Genomic DNA, 18,971 nt, shown 5'->3' on the forward strand with positions numbered 1-18,971 from the left:
TCCGCCGGTGTGCTCGTAGACGACGATCCCGCTGGTCCGCGGGACGGGCCGCCTGAAAGGGCGGTGGGACGGGCGGCAGGGAGGCATCGGTGCGGTTGGTCGACATCAGCAGCGCTGTGGACGCGGCGGCGTGGGAACCGGATCCGGTCGAGCACGAGATCCTCACCCCCGCGGAGGGGGCCGCGCACATGGCCGAGGAGATGAAGGAGCACTTCGGCGTGGACTTCGACCCGGCCGAGCTGCCCGACGGGGAGTTCCTGTCGCTCGACCGGATCAGGCTCACCTCGCACACGGGCACGCACGTGGACGCCCCCTCCCACTACGGGTCGCGGGCGGCCTACGGCGACGGCAGGCCGCGCGACGTCCACGAGCTGCCGCTGGAGTGGTTCTACGGTCCCGGGCTGCTGCTCGACCTGACCGGCTGCGAGAGGTCGGTGGCGGGCGTGGCCGAGCTGGAGAAGGCCATGGAGCGGGCGGGGCGGCGGCCCGCGCCGGGCGACATCGTGCTGCTGAACACCGGCGCGTCGGCGTGGGCGGGCACTCCCCGCTACTTCACCGAGTTCACCGGGCTGGACGGTCCCGGCGTCCACCTCCTGCTGGACCACGGGGTGCGGGTCATCGGGACCGACGCGTTCAGCCTGGACGCGCCGTTCGGCGACGTGATCGCCCGGTACCGGGCCGGCGGCGACCGCTCCGTGCTGTGGCCGGCGCACGTCATCGGCCGCAGCCGGGAGTACTGCCAGATCGAACGGCTGGCCAACCTGGACGCGCTGGAGCGGCCGTACGGCTTCCAGGTCGCGTGCTTCCCCATCAAGATCACCGGCGCCGGGGCGGGCTGGGCCCGCGCGGTCGCCATCTTCGCCGAGTAGAAAGAGCCCGATGTGACCAGATGCCGTATCTGTGGTGGCCAGGTCAGGAAGTTCTTCGACTTCGGCAGGCAGCCGCTGTCCGACGACTTCCGCGCCGAGGAGGACGTCGCCGGCGCGTACTACTTCCAGCTCGCCGTGGGCGTGTGCGCGTCGTGCTCCATGGTGCAGCTCCTGGAGGAGGTGCCCCGGGAGCGGATGTTCAACTACGACTACCCGTACCACTCCTCGGGCTCGCACCGCATGCGCGAGCACTTCGCCCAGACCGCGCGCGACCTGCTCGCCGCCGAGCTGACCGGCCCCGACCCGTTCTGCGTGGAGATCGGGTCGAACGACGGCGTCATGCTCGGCGTGGTCAAGGACGCGGGGGTGCGCCACCTCGGGGTCGAGCCGTCCGGCGGCGTCGCCGAGCTGGCCAGGAAGGACGGCGTGCGGGTGCGGACCGACTTCTTCGAGGAGTCGACCGCGGCCCAGATCGCCGCCGAGGAGGGCCTCGCGGACGTCGTCTACGCGGCCAACACGATCTGCCACATCCCCTACCTCGACTCGGTCTTCCGCGGCGTCGACGCCCTCCTCGCGCCGGGCGGGGTGTTCGTGTTCGAGGACCCGTACCTGGGCGACATCGTCGAGCGCCACACCTTCGACCAGATCTACGACGAGCACTTCTACCTGTTCACCGCGACGTCGGTGCGGGACGTGGCGCGGCGGTTCGGCTTCGAGCTGGTCGGCGTGCGGCGGCTGCCGGTGCACGGCGGGGAGGTGCGCTACACCATCGCCCGCGCCGGGGCCAGGCCGCCCGCGCCCGAGGTGGAGGCGCTGATCTCCGAGGAGGCCCGGCGCGGGCTGCACGACCTCGACACGCTGAAGGGGCTCGGCGCCGGCATCGACCGGATCTGTGACGACCTTGTCGCGCTGCTGCGCGACCTGCGCGACCGCGGGGCCCGCGTGGCCGGCTACGGCGCGACCGCCAAGAGCGCCACGGTGCTCAACTACGCGGGCATCGGCAGGGACCTGCTGCCCTGCGTCTACGACACGACGCCCGCCAAGATAGGCAGGCTGATGCCGGGCTCGCACATCCCGATCCGGTCCGCGGCGGAGTTCGGCCGGCCGTACCCGGACTACGCGGTGCTGTTCGCCTGGAACCACACCGAGGAGATCGTGGCCAGGGAGACGGAGTTCACCGCGCAGGGCGGCCGGTGGATCGTGTACGTGCCGAGCGTGCGCATCCTCTGACCTCGGGACCTGCTGGGACGCCGGGCGGCGGCGGGCCGCCCGGCGTCCCGCCGTCCGCTACGCGCCGGGCGGGCGCACCGACAGCGCGTGCCGGAACACCTCGCGCGGGTCCCAGCGGCCCTTGACCTCCTGCAGCCGCGGGTAGTTGCCGCGGAAGTACAGGCGGTGCCACGGGACCCCGCTGCGGTTCAGCTCCGGGTCGGTGAAGTCGGCGTCGGCGTAGTTGACGAACGCGCCGCCGTACCCGCGGCCCGGGTCGGGCACACCGCCGGCGTCGGCGAACAGCTCGTGGTAGGTCTCGCGGATCCAGCCCAGGTGGACGTCGTCCTCACGCTCGTCCCACCAGAACACCGACCCGTACGCCTTGAGCACGGCGTCGCGATGGGCCATGGCCGTCTCCTCCTCCCCCACCCCGTTGATCGCGCCGCCGTGGGAGAGCAGGTAGAACGCCGCCGCCGGGTGCCGGTAGCCGGACCGGTCGGTGAGCCGGCGGTACAGCCGCGCGACGGCGTCCTCGTCCCAGCAGGCGCGCAGGAACGCCGCCTTGGACTTGAACCGGCCCTTCACCCCGGCGAACTCGTCGGGCACGAGAGTGGCCGCCAGGAAGGGCCGCGTGTCGGCCGCCACCTCGGGCGTCGTCCCGGCGGCCCGGCAGACCTCGGCGATGAGGGCGTCGGCCTGGTCGGCTGCGTCCGGCCGGCCGGCGTCCACGGCCGTCTCCAGGGTGATCTCGCCGCCGCCGGCCCGGGGCAGCGTGAGGCTGTTGTCGAGCTGGGCGCCCGGGTCGCCGGGGGCGCTGTTGCGCTCGTGCCACCGGCCGAACGCGCGGACCAGCGCGACGAAGCGGGCCTCGTCGAGGTCGTCCCACGACCAGCGGACGGTCTTCTTCGTGACGGCGGCCGGCGCCGGCGGGAGCAGCCGGTCCCCCTCGTCCTCCTCGGAGCGGAACAGGTAGCGGGTGACGATCCCGAAGGCGCCGGCGCCGCCGCCGGTGTGCGCCCACCACAGGTCCCGGTTCGGGTCGCCGGGCTCCCTGGTGGCGGTCACGAGCCGGGCCCGGCCGGAGCCGTCCGCGACCACGACCTGCACGCCGTAGAGGTGGTCCACGGACAGGCCGTAGCGGCGGGACAGCGCGCCGCCACCGCCGCCGGGCACGTGGCCGCCCACGCCGATCTCCGGGCAGCGGCCGGCCGGGACGGTGACGCCCCAGCCGAGGAAGAGCGTCCGGTACAGGGCGCCCAGGCTCGCGCCCGGCTCGACGGCGAAGGCCCGCGTCTCCGGGTCGAAGCCGACGGCCTTCATCTCCGACAGGTCGATCACCACGTCCACCTCGGGGTGGTCGACGAGCGACTCGAAGCAGTGCCCTCCGCTGCGTACGGCCAGCCGCCGGCCCGTGTCCACGGCGTCCTGGACCAGCCGGACCACCTGGCCGGCCGTGGCGGGCAGGCCGATGGCGGCCGGAGCGGCGGGGAAGCGGGCGTTGACGCCCCGGCCCACCAGGTCGGGGTAGCGCGGGTCGGCCTTGTCGACGGTCACGGGCTCCGGCCACGGGCCGGGGGCGGTGCGGGTGTTGTCGTCCACGGAACTCCTCATCGGTGTGGGGGAAGGGGAGGTCAGGACCACCAGCCGGGGTTGGCGGCGTACCAGCGGACGGTCTCCGCCAGCCCGGTCTCGAAGTCGATCTTCGGGGCGAAGCCCAGCGACCTGAGCCTGGTGTCGTCGAGGGAGTAGCGCCGGTCGTGGCCCTTGCGGTCCGCCACGAACTCGACCCTGTCCCAGCCGGCGCCGCAGGCGGCCAGCAGCCGCCCGGTCAGCTCCCGGTTGGTCAGCTCGGCCGTCCCGGCGACGTGGTAGACCTCGCCGGGCTCACCGGCCTCGGCCACCAGCCGGACGGCCGCGCAGTGGTCGTCCACGTGGATCCAGTCGCGGACGTTGCCGCCGTCGCCGTACAGGGGGACCCTGCCCCCGCTCAGCAGCCGGGTGACGAACAGCGGGACGACCTTCTCGGAGTACTGGCGGGGGCCGTAGTTGTTGCCGCACCGGGTGACGGAGACGGGCAGGCCGTGGGTGACGGCGTAGGCGCGGGCCATCAGGTCGCCTCCCGCCTTCGAGGCCGCGTACGGCGACCGGGGGGCGAGCGGGGCGCTTTCGTCCCAGGAGCCGGTCTCGATCGAGCCGTACACCTCGTCGGTGGAGACGTGCACCACCCGGGGCGTGCGCGCGTCGAGGCACGCCTGGAGGAGCGTCTGCGCGCCCAGCACGTTGGTGCGCGCGAACTCCCCCGCGTCCGCGATCGAGCGGTCCACGTGCGACTCGGCGGCGAAGTTCACGACCAGGTCGTGGCCGGGCACGACCGCGGCCAGCAGCGCGGCGTCGCAGATGTCGCCGCGCACGAACGTGTGCGGGACGCCCGCCAGGTTGGCGGGGTTGCCGGCGTAGGTCAGCTTGTCGAGGACCGTCACCTCGGCGCCGTCGCCGGCCGCCGCCCGGGCGAACGCCGAGCCGATGAACCCCGCACCGCCGGCGACCAGGACCCGGGAGAAGCTCCTATGGGAGAACGTCATGAGCTCATCCGCACCCTGCTGTGGTCGCCGAGCACGAGGCGGTGCGCCCGCGGGGCGCCGGACGCGGGCGTGACCTGCACGTCGTGGCCGATCAGGGACCCCTCGACCCTCGACACGCCGGTGATCGACGAGCGCGGCAGCACGATCGAGTACTCGATCTCGCTGTCCACGATCGCGCAGTCGTGGGAGATCGAGGTGAACGGCCCGACGTAGCTGCCCGACACCAGCGAGCCCGCGCCGATGATGGCCGGGCCGAGGACCCGCGAGCGCTCCACCACCGCCCCGTCCTCGATGACGACGCGGCCGATCAGCTCGCTGTCCCCGTCCACCCGCCCGTCCGTGCGGGCCTCCAGGGACTCCAGCACCAGCCGGTTGACCTCCAGCATGTCGGTGACGTTGCCGGTGTCCTTCCAGTAGCCGGAGACGACCAGCGACTCGACCCGCCGCCCGTCGTCGATCAGCCGCTGGATCGCGTCGCTGATCTCCAGCTCGCCGCGCGCCGACGGCTTGAGGTCGGCCACGGCCTCGTGGATGTCGGGGGTGAACAGGTAGACGCCGACCAGGGCCAGGTCGCTCTTCGGCTCGCGCGGCTTCTCCTCCAGGCCGATCACCCGGCCCGAGCCGTCGAGCTCGGCCACGCCGAACTGCCGGGGGTCGCCGACCCGGGTGAGCATGATCTGGGCCGACGGCCGGTTACGGGTGAACCGGCCGACGATGTCGCCGATGCCGCCGAGGAGGAAGTTGTCCCCCAGGTACATGACGAAGTCGTCGTCGCCCAGGTAGTCGCGGGCGATGAGCACCGCGTGGGCCAGGCCGAGCGGCGCGTGCTGGTGGAGGTAGGTCACCTCGACGCCGAAGCGCGAGCCGTCGCCGACGGCCGCCTCGATCTCGGCGTGGGTCTCCCCCACGATGATGCCGATCTCGGTGACGCCGGCGGCGGCGACGGCCTCCAGGCAGTAGAAGAGGACGGGTTTGTTGGCCACGGGGACGAGCTGTTTGGCGGAGGTGTGGGTGATCGGGCGCAGTCTGGTGCCGGATCCCCCGGCCAGCACGAGTCCCTTCATGAGATGCGTCCTTTCTGAACATGGCCGTCCGGGAAAGGCATTAAGGGTCGCCATTCGTACCGATGGAGAAGGTCCATATTCCTACTCGGGCTCCTTGACATGATTTGACAATGCGGCCATAAGGTGGCCGCTTCGCATGACACGATGCGGGCATGGCCAACACCCCGTTGCGCATGCTCCGCCTGCTGTCGTTGCTGCAGAACTGCCGGAACTGGTCGGGTCCCGAGCTGTCCGAGCGGCTGGAGGTGAGCCCGCGCACCCTGCGCAGGGACATCGACCGGCTCCGCGAGCTCGGCTACCCGGTGCACGCCACGCCGGGGGCGCACGGCGGCTACCGGCTGGAGGCGGGCACCGCCCTGCCGCCGCTGCTGCTCGACGGGGAGGAGGCGGTCGCGATCGCGATCAGCCTGCGCACGGCGGCCGGCGGCACGGTCGCCGACATCGAGGAGACCTCCGTGCGCGCGCTGGCCAAGCTGGAGCAGGTGCTGCCCGGCCACCTGCGCAGGCGGGTGAACGCCCTGCAGACCTACACGGTCCCCGCCGTCGCGACGGGCCCGACCGTCGACCCCGAGTTCCTCACCGTGCTCGCCCAGGCGTGCCGCGACCGCGAGCGGCTCCGGTTCGGCTACAGCACGCGCGAGGGGGCCGAGAGCAACCGGCACGTCGAGCCGTACCGGCTGGTGTACGTCACCCGGAAGTGGTACCTGATGTGCTGGGACCTCAAGCGGGAGGACTGGCGCACGTTCCGCGTGGACCGGCTGTCCTCGCCGTACGCGACGGGCGAGCGCTTCAAGCCGCGCGAGCTGCCCTCCGAGGACGTCGCCGCCTACGTCACCGAGGCCATCACCTCGTCGCTGGCCCGCCATCGCGCGCTGGTCACCCTGCACGCCCCGGTCTCGGTGATCGCCGAGCGCATCCGGCCGAGCGACGGCGTCCTCACGGTCGTGGACGACCGGACCTGCATGCTGCGCACCGCGGCCGACTCGCTGCAGTGGCTGGCCCTGACCATCGGCATGTTCGACGTCGAGTTCGAGGTGCACGAGCCGCCCGAGCTGAAGGAGTACGTCCGGGAGCTGTCCGGCAGGCTCGGCCGGGCGGTGACGCCGTCCCCGCCGACTCAGCCGGTCCTGTCGGTCCAGCCGGTGCCGGCGGCTCCGCCGGTTCCCTGGTGACGGCGGGGTGACCGGCTCAGCCATGCGCGCTCCTCGCCGGCACCCTGGCCAGCACCTGGTCCAGGACGGCGCGGAAGGCGGCGTCGTGGCCCGCCCGCCCGCCGTCCGCGAACTCCCCGTCCGCGGGCTCCCCATCCACAGGCACGCCTTCCGCAGGCTCGCCTTCCGCGGGCTCGCCTTCCGCCCGCCAGGCGACCACGCCGTCCGGGCGGACCAGGCTGGCGCCGGCCGGGCCGATCCCGTAGGCGCTCATCAGCCGGCCCGTGGGATCACCCAGGTCGCGACCCAGCGTGTGGACCTCCAGGCGGACGCCGAGGTCGCGGGCGCCCCCGGCGGCGGCCGAGGCCCACGCGCCGCCCTCGGGCCCGGCGATCAGCACCCAGCCGTCCCCGTACAGCTCGATCGTGGACACGCGGGCTCCGTCGCGCTCCACCCAGACGTGCGGGGCGCGGAAGCCGGGGCGGCCCGTGGGGCGCAGCGGGTTCTCGACCGGCTCGGGGTCGTCGTCCTCGGCGACCACCGCGCCGGAGCGGTAGCGGAACCCCATGAGCACCTCGGCGGTCCCGCGCCCGCGCGGCAGGACGCCGGCCAGGTGCGGGGCCATGCGCTCGGCGTAGATGCCGAGCGACTCGTCCACCACCAGCCAGGCGACCTGCGCGCGTTCGAGGCCGTAGCTGTCCAGCAGGCCCTCCCCGGCCTCGCCGGACACGACGGCGGCGAGCTTCCACGCCGCGTCGAACCCGTCGCCGATGGCGGTGTTGCCGCCCATCCCGCCGGTCGGCGGGGTGACCTTGGCCGCGTCCCCCACGAGCAGGATCCGGCCGTCGCGCCAGCGGTCGGCGATGTAGGCGGCCATCTCCCACGTCTGCACGTCGAGCAGCCGCAGCCGCAGGTCCGGCGCGTTCACCGCCAGGCGGATGAGCTCCTCGCAGCGCCGCGGCGGGAAGTCCTCGGGGCGCTCGCCGCGCTCCGGGTCGTACCGGACGTAGAACGTGTGCCGGTCCGGGCGGTCGGTCGGGCCGAACGTGCCGGTGAAGGCGGGGTTCTGCAGGTAGTACCAGCCGGTGGAGCCGGGAGGCAGCACCGCGGACAGGTCGGCCTCGAAGATGATGCCGACGAAGTGGGCCAGCGAGCCGTGGCCGTGCCGCGGGATGCCGAGCCGTTCCCGGATCTCGCTGCGCGGGCCGTCGGCCGCCACGAGGTAGCGGCCGCGGACCGTGGTCTCCGCGCCGCTCGCCACGGTGCGCAGGCGTACCGTGACCCCGTCGTCGTCCTGGGCGAAGTCCGTCAGCTCCGTGCCGAAGCGGATGTCGGCGCCGTGCTTCTCCGCCTGAGCCAGCATGATGGGCTCGACCCGGTCCTGGGAGGCCAGCGCCCACGGCATGGGCGTGCAGTCCTCGGTGGCGCCCACCAGCTCCTCGAAGCTCTCGGCGAAGGTGCGCAGCGTCCGGCCGCCCACGGTCTCGGCCACCCTGACGGTGAAGTCGCCCTGCCGGCCGCGGATGTCGGTGGCCGCCATGACCTCGCCGGCTATGCCACCGATGCGCAGCAGCTCCATGGTGCGCGGGTTCTGGCCGGCCGCCTTGGGGTAGATCGAGGTGCCCTCGTGCCGCTCGGCCAGCAGCACGCGCACGCCCCGCCGGGCGAGGAACATCGCCGTGGACAGGCCGCCGAGCGCGCCACCGACGATCACCACGTCAACGTCCGGTTCCATCACTGGGGTCTCCTTGACTCGTGCGGAATTTCATGGTCGGAGGCGCGAATCAAGTAATCACTGAGAACGGCTGGACAATTTCCCGCTCCGCGGCCAATGCGGTCAGGAGGTGACCGCGCTGCTGGTTATCGTCCTGGCCATGAGGAAAAACGGCGGGAACGACGGGAGTCCACGATGAGCTCCCCACCCACACTCGCGATAGAGACTTCCGAATTGCGGAAAATGTACGGGCAGACGAAGGCCGTCGACGGGATCGATCTGCGCGTGCCCCCCGGGATCGTCTACAGCGTGCTCGGGCCCAACGGCGCCGGGAAGTCGACGCTGATCCGCATGCTGGCCACGCTGCTGCGCCCGGACGGGGGCAAGGCCACGGTGTTCGGCCACGACGTGGTGCGCGATTCCGACGCGGTGCGCCGCCGCATCAGCGTGACGGGGCAGTACGCCTCGGTGGACGACGCGCTGACCGGGATGGAGAACCTCGTCCTCATGGGCAGGCTCCAGGGCTACACCTGGCCGAAGGCCAGGGAGCGGGCCACCGAGCTGCTGGACGCCTTCGGCCTGGTCCACGCGGCCGGGCGGCTGGTCAGCACGTACTCCGGCGGCATGCGGCGGCGGCTGGACATCGCGGCCAGCATCGTCGTCACCCCTGACCTGATCTTCCTGGACGAGCCCACCACCGGCCTCGACCCGCGCAGCCGCAACCAGGTGTGGGAGATCGTCCGGGCGCTGCTGGCCGGCGGCACCACGATCCTGCTCACCACCCAGTATCTCGACGAGGCCGACGAGCTGGCCGACCGCATCGCGGTCGTCGACCAGGGCAAGGTCATCGCCGAGGGCACCACCGACGAGCTCAAGGCGTCGGTCGGCCAGGTCGCCCTGCACGTCCGGCTGCGCGACCCCGGCCTGCGGGGCAAGGCGGAGGAGCTGCTCGTGCGCGAGCTGGGCGTCCCCGTGCACCTGGAGGGCGACCACGCCGAGCTGTCGGCGCGGGTGGAGGACAGCTCCCGGGTGGTCCAGGCGCTGGGCGCGCTGACCGGCGCCGCCGTCGAGCCGGCGGAGTTCTCGATGACCCGGCCGAGCCTCGACGAGGTCTTCCTGACGCTCACCGGCCACAAGGCCGACGACCAGTCCGCCGCCGAGGCCGATGAGGAGGATGCCGCATGACCTCGTCGATCGAGCGCGTGGACGACCGGGTGATCTCGGCCGTGTCCACGCACGACCGCCCGCCGAAGGCCAGCGCGCTGGCCGCGACGACCACCCATCTGTGGCGCGGGCTGATGGCGTTCAAGCACTTCCCCGCCCAGCTCATCGACATCATCCTGCTGCCGGCGATCTTCCTGCTGCTGTTCACCTACCTGTTCGGCGGCGCCTTCGCCGGCTCCCCCGGCCGCTACCTCCAGTTCTTCCTGCCGGGCATCGCGGTGCAGAGCGTGATCCTCATGACGGTCTACACCGGCACCGCGATCAACACCGACATCAACAAGGGCGTCTTCGACCGCTTCCGCACGCTGCCGTTCTGGCAGCCCGCCGCCATCGCCGGCAACCTCGTCGGCGACGTGCTGCGCTACGTGATCGCGCTGACCATGACCATCGGGCTGGGCCTGGCGCTCGGCTTCCGGCCGGGCGGCGGCATCCTCGGCGTGCTCGCGGCCATGGCCGTGCTGATCGTCTTCGCCTTCAGTGTGAGCTGGATCTTCGCCGCGATCGGCGTGGTGGCGAGCGTCCCCGAACGGGTCTCCGGCACCAGCATGATCGTGATCTATCCCCTGCTGTTCATGAGCAACATCTTCGTGCAGCCGGAGACCATGCCGTCGTGGATGCAGGTGCTGGTGCGGATCAACCCGATGAGCCACGCGGCGACCGCGTCCCGGACCCTCATGCACGGCACGGCCGGGTTCTGGGACGTGATGTGGGCGCTGATCACCTCGCTGATCATCACCCTCGTGTTCGCACCGCTCGCCGTTCGCCTGTACCGGAACAAGAACGCGCACTGACCGGCGGTCGCCGCCCCCCATTCCAGCGCCTCATCGCAGCTATTTTCGATGAGGCGCTGAACACGTTAAGTAAGCGATCACTTACATCGTAGCACTTGCGCGTTACCGGACGGGGTTGACAGGCGACACAGGGCATATTTAGCCTATCAGAGAAAGCTGGGGACGATTCAATGTTGAATCGTCTTCTTTCGTGTGTGGCAGGAAAGAAGGAACGACCGAAACAATGGAGTGACAATGACTGGACCTCCGCTTTCCTCGTCCTCCTTGGTGTCGCGGACCCGGCCCGCGGACGTCCGGCACCGCATCGACACGCTGACCGACCCCGACTCCTTCGTGGAGTTCGGCAGCCAGGCCCGGCACCGGGTCACGGCCTTCGGCATGCACGCCAAACGGCCCGCCGGCGACGGCGTCGTGACCGGGCACGCCACGGTCGACGGCCGGCCGATCGGCGTGTTCGCCCAGGACCCCTCCGCGCTCGGCGGCTCGCTGGGCGAGATGCACGCCGCCAAGATCGAGGCGGTCCTCCGGCAGGCGGAGCGCGCCAGGATGCCGGTGGTCGGGCTGCTCGACTCGGGGGGCGCCCGCATCCAGGAGGGCCTGGCGGCCCTCGACGGCTACGGCGCCATCTTCCGCGCCAACGTGCAGCTCTCCGGCCGGGTCCCCCAGCTCAGCCTCATCCTCGGGGCGTGCGCCGGCGGCGCGGTCTACTCCCCGGCGCTCACCGATGTGATCATCATGCTGCGCGAGAACGCCCACATGTTCCTGACCGGCCCCCAGGTGGTCAAGGCCGTCACCTTCGAGGACGTCAGCCCGGCCGACCTCGGCGGCAGCGAGGTCCACACCCGCCGCTCCGGCGTCGCCCATCTGGTCGCCGCCGGCCCCGCGGAGGCCATGGACCTGGCCCGCCGCGTCCTGTCCTACCTGCCCGACTCGTGCTGGGACGAGGTCCCGATGGGCGTCCCGGCGCCCGCGGGGCCGATGCCCCGGCTCCCGGACAGCCCCCGCGTCCCCTATGACGTACGGCAAGTGATAACGGGAATCGTGGACTCCGACAGTTTTCTCGAGCTCCAGCCGCGTTTCGCGCGCAACCTGGTCATCGGATTCGCGCGGATCGAGGGCCGTCCGGTCGGCGTGGTGGCGAACCAGCCGATGGCTCTCGCGGGAGTTCTGGACATCTCCGCCTCCGAGAAAGGGGCGCGTTTCGTCCGGCTCTGCGACGCGTTCGGATTGCCGTTGGTGACCTTGGTGGACACCCCGGGTTTTCTTCCCGGAACCAAACAGGAAACAAATGGGGTGATACGCAAGGGCGCGAAACTTCTTTACGCGTTCTCCGAGGCGACCGTGCCGCGGCTGACCGTGGTGCTGCGCAAGGCGTTCGGCGGCGCGTACATCGTCATGAATTCCAAGTCGTTGGGAGCGGACGCCGTGTTCTGCTGGCCGAGGGCGCAGATGGCAGTGATGGGCGCGGAAGGAGCGGTCGACATCGTCTACCGGCGTGAGTTGCGCGAGGACCCGGGGGTCCGCCCGGACCTCGTGGCGGGCTACGAGCGCGAGGTGATGGCCTCGCACCTGCCGGCAGAAAGGCTGTCCGTGGACGAGGTCATCGAGCCGGAGCAGACCAGATCCGTGCTGGCCGCGACCTTGCGGACGCTGGCCAGGGCGATCCGGCCCCGGTTCCGTCACGACAATCTCCCCCAGTGAAGGCGGCGTTCCCCGCTCGGGTCTCCTCCACCGAGCCGGGAAACGGGACGATCCGCGTCGTCATCGCCGAGGACATGGACATGGTGCGCGGCGCGCTGGTCGCCCTGCTCAACCAGGAGGCGGACATCCAGGTGGTGGGCGCCGTGTCCGACGGCAGGCAGATCCTGGCCACCGCGCGGACCGGTGCGCCCCACGTCGCGGTCATCGACGCCGACCTGTGCTGGAAGGACCGGTTCGCGGCGGCCGTGGAGCTCAAGGAGACCCTGCCCGGCTGCGACACCCTGCTGCTCAGCAGCCTGGCCCGGCCGGCCACCGTGCGCCAGGCGCTGTCGGCGGGCGTGGGCGGCCTGATGCTGAAGACCTCGCCGCCCGAGCAGCTCGCCGACGCCGTCCGGCGGGTGGCGGCGGGCTACCGGGTCTTCGACGCGGATCTCGCGCTGGTCGCGTGGGGCTCCACCGGGTGCCCGCTCACCGACCGCGAGCTGGAGGTGCTCCAGCTCGCCGCGGAGGGCGACGAGATCAAGGAGATCGCGAGCGCGCTCTTCCTGTCGCCGGGGACCGTGCGCAACTACCTGACGGTCGTGGTGAGCAAGCTGAAGGCCCGCAACCGCATCGACGCGATCCGCATCGCCCGCAAGTCCGGATGGATCTGCTAGGACTCCCCGCGGCGGCCGGGGCGCCCCTGCCGGTGTCACGGCCAGGCGGGCGCCACGGCAGGGAGTGCGGTCACGGGACGGGCTGGAGTTCAGGGACGGACTGCGGTCATGGGACGAACCGGCCGAAGCGTCCCTGGTGGTAGAGCAGCGGGCAGCCCTTCTCGTCGATCCACGTGCCGGTCACCAGGCCGACGACCAGGACGTGGTCTCCGATGTCGTCGGTCCGGTACGGGGAGCAGGTCAGGTGGGCCGTGACGCCGTCCAGCAGGGGCGTGCCGAACTCGTCCGCGCTCCACCGGGTCGGCGGTGCGAACCGGTCGGCGCGGGCGCGGGCGAAGCGGGCCGCGGTCTCCCCCTGGTCCCCGGCGAGGACGTTGACCGCGAAGCGACCGGCCTCGCGCAGCCACGGCCAGGTGGAGGAGGACCGGCCGATGTAGAACGACACGAGCGGAGGGCGGAGGCTCACCGAGGAGAAGGAGGTGGCCGTCACCCCGACCGGGACTCCCCCGACCGAGGCGGTGACCACCACCACCCCCGCCGCGTGCCCGGCCAGCGCGCGGCGGAACTCCTCCTCGCCGACCGCCCGATCGGGGTACGCCCGGCTCATCGGCGCGCGGCCACCGGGCCGGACAGGGCGCCGCGGTGCGCCGCGGTCAGGTCCTCCAGCGTCGGCACGACCTCGTTGGGAGTGGGACAGTCGAGCATCTCCTCTCTGATCTTGGCCGCGCCGTCGCGGAACGACGCGTCGCCCAGCAGGTGGGCCAGGCCGTCCCGCACCGCTCCGGCCTGGCGGGCGGGGCCCGGGGGGAGGTACATGCCGGCGCCGAGCTTCTCCAGGCGCAGCGCGCGGAACACGTCGTCCCACTGCCAGGCGAGGGCGAGCTGCGGGACCCCGTACAGCGCCGCGCCGGCCCACGTGCCCGCGCCGCCGTGGTGGACGACCGCGTCGCAGGTCGGCAGGACCACGTGCAGCGGAACGCTGTCCACCACGCGGACGTTGCCGGGCAGCGGCCGCAGCCGCTCGCCGGCCTTGACCGTCGCGATCACCTCGACGTCCAGCTCGGCGATCGACTCCAGCAGCTCGGCGACCGCGTCCAGGCCGGAGAAGCCGGTCGTGCGCTCGGTCATGCCCTGGGTGACGCACACCCGCGGCCGGTACGGGTCGATCCTCGTCCACGGGGGCACCACGGCGGGCAGCGGCCCGTTGTAGGGGATGTAGCGCATCGGCACGAGCGGCTGGTCCAGCTCGAAGCGCACGCTCGGTGGCATCTGGTCGATGGTCCACTGGCCGGTGACCACCTCGGGGGCGAACTCGGCGCCGAAGCGGCCGAGCGTCCAGGTCAGCCAGTCGCGCACCGCGTCGTCCCTGCGGTCGGCGGGCAGCGGCGTGAGGAGCCGCTGGAAGCGCTGGTACACCTGGAGGAACAGGTCGGGCCCCCACAGCAGGCGGGCGTGCGCGGCGCCCGTGACGTGGGCGGCGACGGCCCCGGCGAACGTGAAGGGCTCCCAGATCACGAGGTCGGGCCGCCACCATCGGGCGAAGGCCACCGTCTCGTCGACCATCGAGTCGTTGTTGATCTGGGCGTAGAACATCGCCGTGAGCATGGTGGTGGAGGCCTCCAGGAAGTCCAGGTCGAGCAGCTCCGGCCGGCCCTCCAGGTAGTCGGGGTTCTGGTGCAGGCTGAACACGCCGGGGGCGGCGGCGGCCATCGCCCGCTCCACCTGGTGGTCGTCGCCCACGGGCACGGCGGTGAGCCCGGCCCGGGCGATGCTCGGGGTCAGCGCGGGCTGGCTGGCCACCCGGACCTCGTGCCCCGCGGTGCGCAGCGCCCAGGCCAGCGGCACCATGCCGTTGAAGTGGGCGTCCATGGCGAAGGACGTGACCAGCACGCGCATCGTCGAATCTCCTTACGACACAGGTCTCCGGACGGCTCAGGTCGTTCACCGGCACAGGTCCCCGGACGGCACGGGGAGTTCGCCGGCACAGGTCCCCGGACAGTACGGGGGGTTCACCGGCACAGGGGGAGCCTGACCACGGCGCGTACGACGGGCGAGCGCATGCGGCGCACGACGGCTCCGTCCGCGCGCAGGCCGGGCCACCGGGTGGCGGCGACGCGGACGATCTCGGTGGCGACCACGCGGGCCAGCGGCGCGACCAGCTCCTCGTAGCCGCCGCCGGTCAGGGAGAGGCGGGGCGCCCCCGCGTGGGCGAGGTCGTAGCGGTCCGGGTCCGGGAGGCCGGCGAGGTCGCGGTTGGCGGCGTCCACGACGATCACGACGTGGCCGTCGGCGTCGATCTCCTGGCCGTGCAGGGCGATCGGCTCCTGGGCGATCCTGCTGACCAGCCGCACCGGCGGCGACCAGCGCAGCGTCTCCTCGACGGCGTCCGCGGCGAGCTCGGGCGACCGGCACACGGCCGCCCACTGGCCGGGGTGGTCGAGCAGCGCCACGAACGTGTCGGCGGCGACCGCGGCCGCGATCTCCGCTCCGGCCACCAGGTGCAGCAGGCAGACCGCCGCCACGTCGGCCTGACCGAGGCCGGTGGCGAGCATCGCGCTCACCGCGTCGTCCCCCGGCTCGGCCGCGCGCTCCGCCACGAGGTCCCGGACGAGCTCCCGGGCACGGATCACGGCCTGCTCCAGGTCCCGGGCGACGGGCAGCCGCGGCGGGCACAGCACGGCGTCCAGCGCGACGCCCAGCTTGGGCAGCAACTCCGCCACCTCCCGCCCGACGGCACCGACCGCATCGAGAGCACCGGGGCCACCCGCACCACCGAAAGCACCATCTGCACCGAAGGCGGCACCGGCCGCACCGGCCGGGGCGGAGGGTGGGCACAGGCCGAGGACGCGGGTCAGGGACTCGGCGACCGCGGGCCCGACCAGGTCGCCGGCCAGGTCGAATGCCTCGCCGAGCCCGGCCGCGATCCGGCCGGCGGCCCGCCGGACGTCCTCGCGCCACGCCCCGGCCACCACCGGGCCCAGCACGGGCCGGTTGACCCGGTCGAGCCGGCGGTAGTCGGCCAGCGGCAGCGTCAGGAGGGCGCCGTCCATCGGCGTGACGTGGCAGGTGCGCCAGGTCTCCCACAGGTTCTCGCCCAGGTGCTCCCGGTCCCCGCCCGGGTGCCGGACGTCGAGGCGGGGGTCGCGCAGCAGCTCGGCGGCCACCTCGCCGCCGGCCGCCACCCACGTGCCGAGGTCGCTGCGGTAGAGGGGCCCCTTGCCCCTGATCTCGTCGCCGAGCGCCGCGGTGTCGTCGCCCTCGCCGCGCAGGAGCCGCGCGTACGGGTCGCCCAGCGAGCCGAGGACGAAGTGGAAACCGCGGATCGTGAGCAGGTGACGGCCGAGCTCGCTGGGGCTCACCGTGGTGGATGCCGGCGCGGACGCGGCGACCGGCTCGGGGACCGGCCGCTGGTCCGGCGCTGGATCCGGCGCCGGGGCCGGCACCGGGGTCGGGGCTGTGGTCTGCGGCGTGGTCGGCATCGTGGTGCTCCTCAGGTCGTGACGCGACGGGGCGTACGGAGGGTGTGCGAGCAGATCGCGGCGGCCAGCGGCTCGTGCACGGCCGAGGTGAGCGCGTGTCCCATCCCGGCCAGCTCCACGACCTGCGCCCCGCGGATGAGGTCGGCGACGTGCCGGGCGTGCGGCGGCGGCGCGGCGGGGTCACGCATCGCCTGGATCGCCAGCGTGGGCACGCTCACCCCGGCCAGCCCCGCGCCCCGCGAGACCGGCGGCTGCGGGATCATGTGGTGGTTGATCGGCTCCTGGAAGGCGCCCGCGTGCGCGATGGCGCGCAGCTCCAGGCGGCGGAACTCGTCGGCGTCGAACGGCTGGTCCGCGCCGTTGAGCAGCCGCCACTTCTCCACCCGCCGCTCCAGCTCGGCCTCGGGCCCGTCCACCGGCTGCGACATCAGGGCGATGACGTCCAGGAAGCGCCGCGTGGGCAGCGGCAGTCCGTCCTCGGACGGCGCGCCGCTCATGGCGCGCTCGATGTCGGCGTCGAAGTCGACGTCGAGCGCGCCACCGAGCATGAGCGTGAGGCTCAGCAGCCGGTCGGGGTGGTCGATGGCGAGCAGCTGCCCGATGGTGTGGCCCAGGGACATGCCGACGACGTGCGCGGCCGGGACGTCCCACCCGTCGAGCACGGCCAGCGCGTCGGAGACGAGCTCGTCGAAGCCGTACGGCCGCCGCTGGAAGTCGGTCGTGGTGGAGCGGCCGGTGTCGCGGTGGTCGTACCGGATGACGTGGTGTCCCCGCTCGGCGAGCCGCGTCACGAACGCGTCGGGCCAGGACTTGGCCGACAGGTTGCCGCCGGCGACGAGCAGCAGCGGCGGGGCGGCGGGGTCGCCGAAGTCCTCACTCCACAGGGACACCTCGCCGTTGGCGATGACACGGGCCGTCACGAGACCTCCTGGGCCGGCGCGAGCACGAGCAGGGACAGGTCGAAGGGGATCGTCGGGTTGGGCAGGCGGCGCACCGACTCCACGACCAGCCCGGCGCGGGCGGCCAGCCCGGCCCACTCGTCGCGGGTGCGCAGCCGCCCGCCGAGGAACACGAGCATCCGCAGGTCCAGCTCGGTGAACCGCTCGTTGCCGGAGTTCTCGGCCAGGTCGTCGCGCTCGTGGACGAGGATCCGGCCGCCGGGGTTCAGCGACTCGGCGCACCGTGCGAGAATGCGCACGGCCTCCTCGTCCGGCCAGTTGAGCAGCACGAACGACAGCAGCATGACGTCGGCCTTGCAGGGCAGCGGCTGGAAGAAGTCGCCCTCGATCACGTCGGCCCGGTCCGCCAGGCCCTCGGCCGCCAGGTGGTCGCGCGCGGCCTGCGCGGTGCCGGGCAGCTCCACGATCGTGGCGGTCAGGTGCGGCGCGGCCCGCGCGATGGCCGCCACGAACCCTCCCGTGCCGCCGCCGACGTCGCACACGTGGCGCACGCCGCTCCAGTCGTAGGCGGCGGTGGGCGCGTCGTAGGCGACGTGCTGGTCGCAGGCCATCAGCGTCTCGAACGACTCCCGCAGGCGCGGCCGCGCGGCCAGGTCGTCGTAGAAGGGCTTGCCGTAGACGTCGGCGTACGTGGGCCGGCCCGTGCGGACGGCGTCGAGCAGCCGGGTGAAGCCGACGTCGGCCCTGGCCACGATCTCGCCGAGGTCGTGCCAGGCGCGCTGGGCGGCGGGATGGTCGTCGGCGAGGACCCTGCCGACCGCCGTCGGCGCCAGCCTCCCGGGCTCCGGCTCCTCCAGCACGCCGACCGCGACGAGGTGGCGCGCCAGGCGGGCCAGCGCGTCCGGGTTCGTGCCGGTCCGCTCGGCCAGCTCACGGGGGCTGGTGGCGCCGGCCTGGATGTGGTCGACCAGGCGGAGGGTGGCCGCCACGCGCACGGCCATCGGGGTGTGCAGGCTGCCGAGGCGGATCAGCGTCCACAGCGCGTCGTCGTCACGGGGCCCGGCCATCAGGGACGCCAGCCGCCGTTCGCGGGCCAGGGCATGTCGAGCTGCCGGTACGTGCCGAGGTAGTCGGGCCAGTCGCGGTGGTCGCGGATCTTGCCGTCGACGATCCGGATCAGGTGGATCTGCTCGCCGGAGAACCTGCGGCCGGTGGGCGGCATCCCGACGAGGTCGCCGACGTGGCGGCCGTAGAGCACGAGGCGGGCACGCACCCACTCGCCGTTCTCCTCGTAGCCGATCTCCTCCAGGTGGGCGTCCTCGGAGAAGGCGTACTTGAGCCACTTGACCGCGCCCGCGAACGCCTCCGGGCCGCGCGCGTCGGGATGGTGCTCCAGCGCGCCGGGATTCAGATATTCCGGATGAATGTACTCCTCGACGTCGCCGGTTTCGCCGGTGTTGTATGCCGCCACCATGCGGCGGACCGTTTCGATCTGCTTGCTCATCGGCGCTCCACTGAAAGGGTGATTTTCCGCGTTCGACCGCTCGCTTCGATTGTTCGCCCGGGGCCGTGCGCGGGACAAGCGGGAAGGGCGGGGGTGAACCCGTTCTCGACCGGTTCTCCAGAGGC

The 18,971-nt window shown here is 72.7% G+C and carries 17 protein-coding genes; 7 read left to right on the forward strand and 10 right to left on the reverse strand.

Annotated elements, in window-relative coordinates; all coding sequences use genetic code 11:
* The first annotated feature begins 89 nt into the window (after positions 1-89).
* Positions 90-869, forward strand: coding sequence for a cyclase family protein (locus AB0H64_RS03255; RefSeq protein WP_357619524.1), 780 nt, complete (start codon positions 90-92; stop codon positions 867-869).
* Between the two features lie 12 nt (positions 870-881).
* Positions 882-2,099: a class I SAM-dependent methyltransferase gene (locus tag AB0H64_RS03260; RefSeq protein ID WP_357619526.1), complete on the forward strand. Its 1,218-nt coding sequence runs from the start codon at positions 882-884 to the stop codon at positions 2,097-2,099.
* Between the two features lie 57 nt (positions 2,100-2,156).
* On the opposite strand, the gene AB0H64_RS03265 is transcribed toward AB0H64_RS03260, so the two are convergent.
* The 3 genes from AB0H64_RS03265 to AB0H64_RS03275 are packed head-to-tail and all read right to left on the reverse strand — an operon-like array spanning position 2,157 to position 5,727.
* The gene (locus tag AB0H64_RS03265) at positions 2,157-3,680 is read right to left on the reverse strand and encodes an FAD-binding oxidoreductase (RefSeq protein WP_357619528.1); all 1,524 of its coding nucleotides are present in this window, start codon (positions 3,678-3,680) and stop codon (positions 2,157-2,159) included.
* A gap of 32 nt (positions 3,681-3,712) precedes the next feature.
* Entirely contained in the window at positions 3,713-4,663 is a 951-nt protein-coding gene (rfbB, locus tag AB0H64_RS03270; RefSeq protein ID WP_357619530.1) for a dTDP-glucose 4,6-dehydratase, read from the reverse strand.
* A complete protein-coding gene (locus AB0H64_RS03275; RefSeq protein WP_357619532.1) occupies positions 4,660-5,727 on the reverse strand; it encodes a glucose-1-phosphate thymidylyltransferase in 1,068 nt (355 codons plus the stop codon). Before AB0H64_RS03275 ends, rfbB begins: the two co-directional genes overlap by 4 nt.
* A 152-nt stretch (positions 5,728-5,879) precedes the next feature.
* Between AB0H64_RS03275 and AB0H64_RS03280 the strand changes: the two genes are divergently transcribed.
* Complete coding sequence (locus AB0H64_RS03280; protein WP_357619534.1) at positions 5,880-6,899, forward strand: YafY family protein; 1,020 nt, start codon at positions 5,880-5,882, stop codon at positions 6,897-6,899.
* A 16-nt stretch (positions 6,900-6,915) separates the two neighbouring features.
* Here the strand turns inward: AB0H64_RS03280 and rdmE are convergent, their stop codons facing one another.
* Positions 6,916-8,613 (reverse strand): aklavinone 12-hydroxylase RdmE, encoded by a 1,698-nt coding sequence (rdmE, locus tag AB0H64_RS03285; RefSeq protein ID WP_357619536.1) that lies wholly within the window; start codon positions 8,611-8,613, stop codon positions 6,916-6,918.
* Between the two features lie 222 nt (positions 8,614-8,835).
* On the opposite strand from rdmE, the gene AB0H64_RS03290 reads away from it, so the two are divergent.
* The 4 genes from AB0H64_RS03290 (at position 8,836) to AB0H64_RS03305 (ending at position 12,964) form a co-directional block, all read left to right on the forward strand.
* Positions 8,836-9,777, forward strand: a complete 942-nt coding sequence (locus AB0H64_RS03290; RefSeq protein WP_357619538.1) for an ATP-binding cassette domain-containing protein — start codon at positions 8,836-8,838, stop codon at positions 9,775-9,777.
* Positions 9,774-10,607 carry an ABC transporter permease gene (locus AB0H64_RS03295; protein ID WP_357619540.1) on the forward strand — a complete coding sequence of 278 codons (834 nt, stop codon included), beginning with the start codon at positions 9,774-9,776 and terminating at the stop codon, positions 10,605-10,607. Before AB0H64_RS03290 ends, AB0H64_RS03295 begins: the two co-directional genes overlap by 4 nt.
* Before the next feature lie 234 nt (positions 10,608-10,841).
* Positions 10,842-12,308, forward strand: coding sequence for an acyl-CoA carboxylase subunit beta (locus tag AB0H64_RS03300; protein WP_357619542.1), 1,467 nt, complete (start codon positions 10,842-10,844; stop codon positions 12,306-12,308).
* Positions 12,305-12,964, forward strand: coding sequence for a response regulator transcription factor (locus tag AB0H64_RS03305; RefSeq protein ID WP_357619543.1), 660 nt, complete (start codon positions 12,305-12,307; stop codon positions 12,962-12,964). Before AB0H64_RS03300 ends, AB0H64_RS03305 begins: the two co-directional genes overlap by 4 nt.
* A 106-nt stretch (positions 12,965-13,070) precedes the next feature.
* Here the strand turns inward: AB0H64_RS03305 and AB0H64_RS03310 are convergent, their stop codons facing one another.
* The 6 genes from AB0H64_RS03310 to AB0H64_RS03335 all read right to left on the reverse strand — a co-directional run bounded on the left by AB0H64_RS03310 (position 13,071) and on the right by AB0H64_RS03335 (position 18,846).
* Positions 13,071-13,571, reverse strand: a complete 501-nt coding sequence (locus AB0H64_RS03310) for a flavin reductase family protein (RefSeq protein WP_357619545.1) — start codon at positions 13,569-13,571, stop codon at positions 13,071-13,073.
* Positions 13,568-14,860: an activator-dependent family glycosyltransferase gene (locus AB0H64_RS03315; protein WP_357619547.1), complete on the reverse strand. Its 1,293-nt coding sequence runs from the start codon at positions 14,858-14,860 to the stop codon at positions 13,568-13,570. Before AB0H64_RS03315 ends, AB0H64_RS03310 begins: the two co-directional genes overlap by 4 nt.
* A gap of 113 nt (positions 14,861-14,973) precedes the next feature.
* The gene (locus AB0H64_RS03320; protein ID WP_357619549.1) at positions 14,974-16,443 is read right to left on the reverse strand and encodes a cytochrome P450; all 1,470 of its coding nucleotides are present in this window, start codon (positions 16,441-16,443) and stop codon (positions 14,974-14,976) included.
* An 11-nt stretch (positions 16,444-16,454) separates the two neighbouring features.
* Positions 16,455-17,363: an alpha/beta fold hydrolase gene (locus tag AB0H64_RS03325; RefSeq protein WP_357619551.1), complete on the reverse strand. Its 909-nt coding sequence runs from the start codon at positions 17,361-17,363 to the stop codon at positions 16,455-16,457.
* Positions 17,360-18,409 carry a methyltransferase gene (locus AB0H64_RS03330; RefSeq protein ID WP_357619553.1) on the reverse strand — a complete coding sequence of 350 codons (1,050 nt, stop codon included), beginning with the start codon at positions 18,407-18,409 and terminating at the stop codon, positions 17,360-17,362. Before AB0H64_RS03330 ends, AB0H64_RS03325 begins: the two co-directional genes overlap by 4 nt.
* Positions 18,409-18,846, reverse strand: coding sequence for an ester cyclase (locus AB0H64_RS03335; RefSeq protein WP_357619555.1), 438 nt, complete (start codon positions 18,844-18,846; stop codon positions 18,409-18,411). The genes AB0H64_RS03330 and AB0H64_RS03335 overlap by 1 nt, the downstream gene beginning before the upstream one ends.
* Positions 18,847-18,971 lie beyond the last annotated feature (125 nt).

This window comes from Nonomuraea sp. NPDC050733 (assembly GCF_040654215.1).
In the GTDB taxonomy this organism is placed as follows: domain Bacteria; phylum Actinomycetota; class Actinomycetes; order Streptosporangiales; family Streptosporangiaceae; genus Nonomuraea.